Source organism: Vibrio sp. 10N.247.310.17, assembly GCF_041466605.1.
GTDB classification, from domain to species: Bacteria; Pseudomonadota; Gammaproteobacteria; order Enterobacterales; family Vibrionaceae; genus Vibrio; species Vibrio tasmaniensis_A.
The window spans coordinates 1-2,332 of sequence record NZ_JBFSTC010000191.1; the positions used below are offsets into that span (position 1 = coordinate 1).

The following is a 2,332-nucleotide window of genomic DNA, read 5'->3' on the forward strand; positions in this document are numbered from 1 at the left end:
TTCATCGGCTTTCCCGTGAATATTTTGGGTGGGTCGCCGATGTCTTTCACGGCTTCGGCAAGCCCTGCCAGTGCCGCAACGGACTTATCAAAATTGTTATTCAATTTGGGCGCCTCCTCGTAACACTCCCCGTCAAGACAGAAGGAGTGCTCCCCACATTGCAGATCAGTGGCTCGGCATGTCTTCTCAGCACAACGCTTTGTGACCTCTTGCTCGATGCACACCCCATTTTGCTTAAGGCTGCAATGTTGAGTTTGAGTCGTACAGTCTTTCGGGAGGTTTGCGCAGGTATTAGGGCGGTCACAATGATGGTCTATCCGATATTTCCAACAATTGAGCGTGGTGGGAATGCCATTAATGGTGCGGGTGGCTCGACCTTCAATACATTGCTGGCGAGTGATCTTGCACGAGTTCATCAGGCGGCATTGTGTTCGCCAGGTCATGGTGTTTTTGATGCAGTTCCCTCCGGATAAGGAGAATCCGTTTGAACAGCTCAAGGTGGCTTTTTTCGTTTGTGTGGTGGGTCGACAAATCTCGTAGCGTTTATCCCAGTGTTCGCTCGCTTGCCAATTAACGTGATAGGTCTGTTTTAACTCGCCAAGCGTGTAGCCTTGGTTGGGATAGACACTCTTACCGCCCCATAAATACATGGTTCCTGACGATGAGAAAATGCCATCACCTCTCGTTTGCCTCACATAATGTTTATTATTGTATCGGCATTGTGGGAGGGGACGTTGGCAATTATCCCCTTGCTTTGTCCAACCGGATGGACAGTGGTAGATGACATTGCCAGTAACCACGGTGGCAACGGGGACTTTTGTACAAGGCACGTTGTTGTTCGTTGGACGATGACACTGTTTAGGAATGTGTTCGATAAGGCACTGGGAGCCGCTATCACAATCGACATAGGCATTTGAGAGGCCGTGAGTGATTTCATACGCATTCTCTTGGCCGAGTAAGGCAAAGCGCATCGCTGGGTCGCTTTTCACATCGGGGCGCCCTTTATTAAAGTGGGTGTTGATGTCTTGAGCCAATCCATTGGTCACAAACTCTGTCCCTTTTTGTGCATTGATATCACCGTCTGACAGTCTTGACTCTTTTGGACTGCGGATCTCTTGTCGACACGTGGCGTCTTTGCAATAGTCATCGACATTGAGTGGCAGGGCATGAGGTGCTAGAGCTTGGCTTGCCGTTTGCTTCGCCCAATTGGCGCTCTCGGTAAAGGTTTGTTGTTCGCTGGCAAGAGCGAGAGTAGATAAAAAACTGAGCGTGAGCGCAGCCCAGAGGTCAATGCGCATAAGGAGCACCTCATCAAAAGTTGGGGTGAGAGAGGGTTATTGGGCATAGAGCGTGCGCAACAGTGGGGTAATGTTTTGCTGCGCATCCCCGGCCGCGAGGTAATCCAGAGCTTGGTAAAGTGAAATGTTGCCGTAAAGGATGTCGTAGTCACTGGCTTTGCAAGGCTGCTTAGGTAAGCAGCGGTTTTGTTTGACCGAAACAAAGGCCGGTACGCGATGAATATCAAATTGCTTAAACCAATCAGGGCTGATGGAAAAGCCGCTTTGAATGGGCGCCTTATTGGGGGAGCGTATCAAGGCCTCGATTCGCTTGACCGTGGCCGGAAAACCTTCAGGTAAGACACCGCGTATCACCAGTGGCACGCCTAAGTGCTCACTTTGCATCAGAAGCTGTTTGAGCGCGGTCTTGGGCATGGTGAGTGAAACAAACACCATCACCCCTTTTGGGGCTTGGTCAGGGTGGCGCGTGGGCTTTTGTCGCCCCAATAAAGGGGAAAGACTCTCTTCTTGTATCAAATCTTGAACATTGCGGCTGAGAGTCAGCGCTTCTTCTCGATAAGCCTGGGCTTTATTTTGTATGTCGTCCGTAGGCCACGTCTTCGCCGCCTCCGGTTGTTGAGTCATTTTTTGCTCAAGCTTGGCAAAAGCTTTGAGCTCTTGCTCAGTGTAAGCCTGGGTGGGTAACGCAATAAAAAAACACAGAAAAACAAGAGAGCGTCCAAAGGCGCTCTCAAAAGATGGAATGGTCATAGTAACCTCTTCTTTATGGCCGCTGAAAGGGTGGGTAGAGGGTGTGAGCGTTTTGGAAGCTGATTGACAGCACCTTACGAGCATTGAGATCGCGACAAAACGAGAAGCAAAACTGCGAGAGCGGGAAACAGCAGTAAATGTGCTTGTTGTTGGCGAGCTCTGTTTTTAAAAAATCGGTAAGGGAGTCAGGGTGACTGGCAATAAATAGGTCCGTTTCATTTTTGTGGGTAAGAATGGGCATCATCGCGTCACCTTATAAAAAGACACAGTTGCGCTTTCGCCAT

Annotated in this window: 2 protein-coding genes; both read right to left on the reverse strand. The window is 49.7% G+C overall.

The genetic code is table 11. The annotated features are described in order from the left end of the window. On the reverse strand, nucleotides 1-1,298 hold a 1,298-nt coding region (gene traN / locus AB6D80_RS24665), incomplete at its 3' end, for a conjugal transfer protein TraN (protein ID WP_372189901.1). A gap of 36 nt (nucleotides 1,299-1,334) precedes the next feature. Further along, nucleotides 1,335-2,048, reverse strand: coding sequence for a type-F conjugative transfer system pilin assembly protein TrbC (gene trbC, locus AB6D80_RS24670; RefSeq protein WP_372189902.1), 714 nt, complete (start codon nucleotides 2,046-2,048; stop codon nucleotides 1,335-1,337). Nucleotides 2,049-2,332: the final 284 nt, after the last annotated feature.

Excerpts from the sequence above, each read along its gene's own strand:
- trbC (WP_372189902.1), bottom strand. The coding sequence starts at position 2,048 with ATGACCATTCCATCTTTTGAGAGCGCCTTTGGACGCTCTCTTGTTTTT.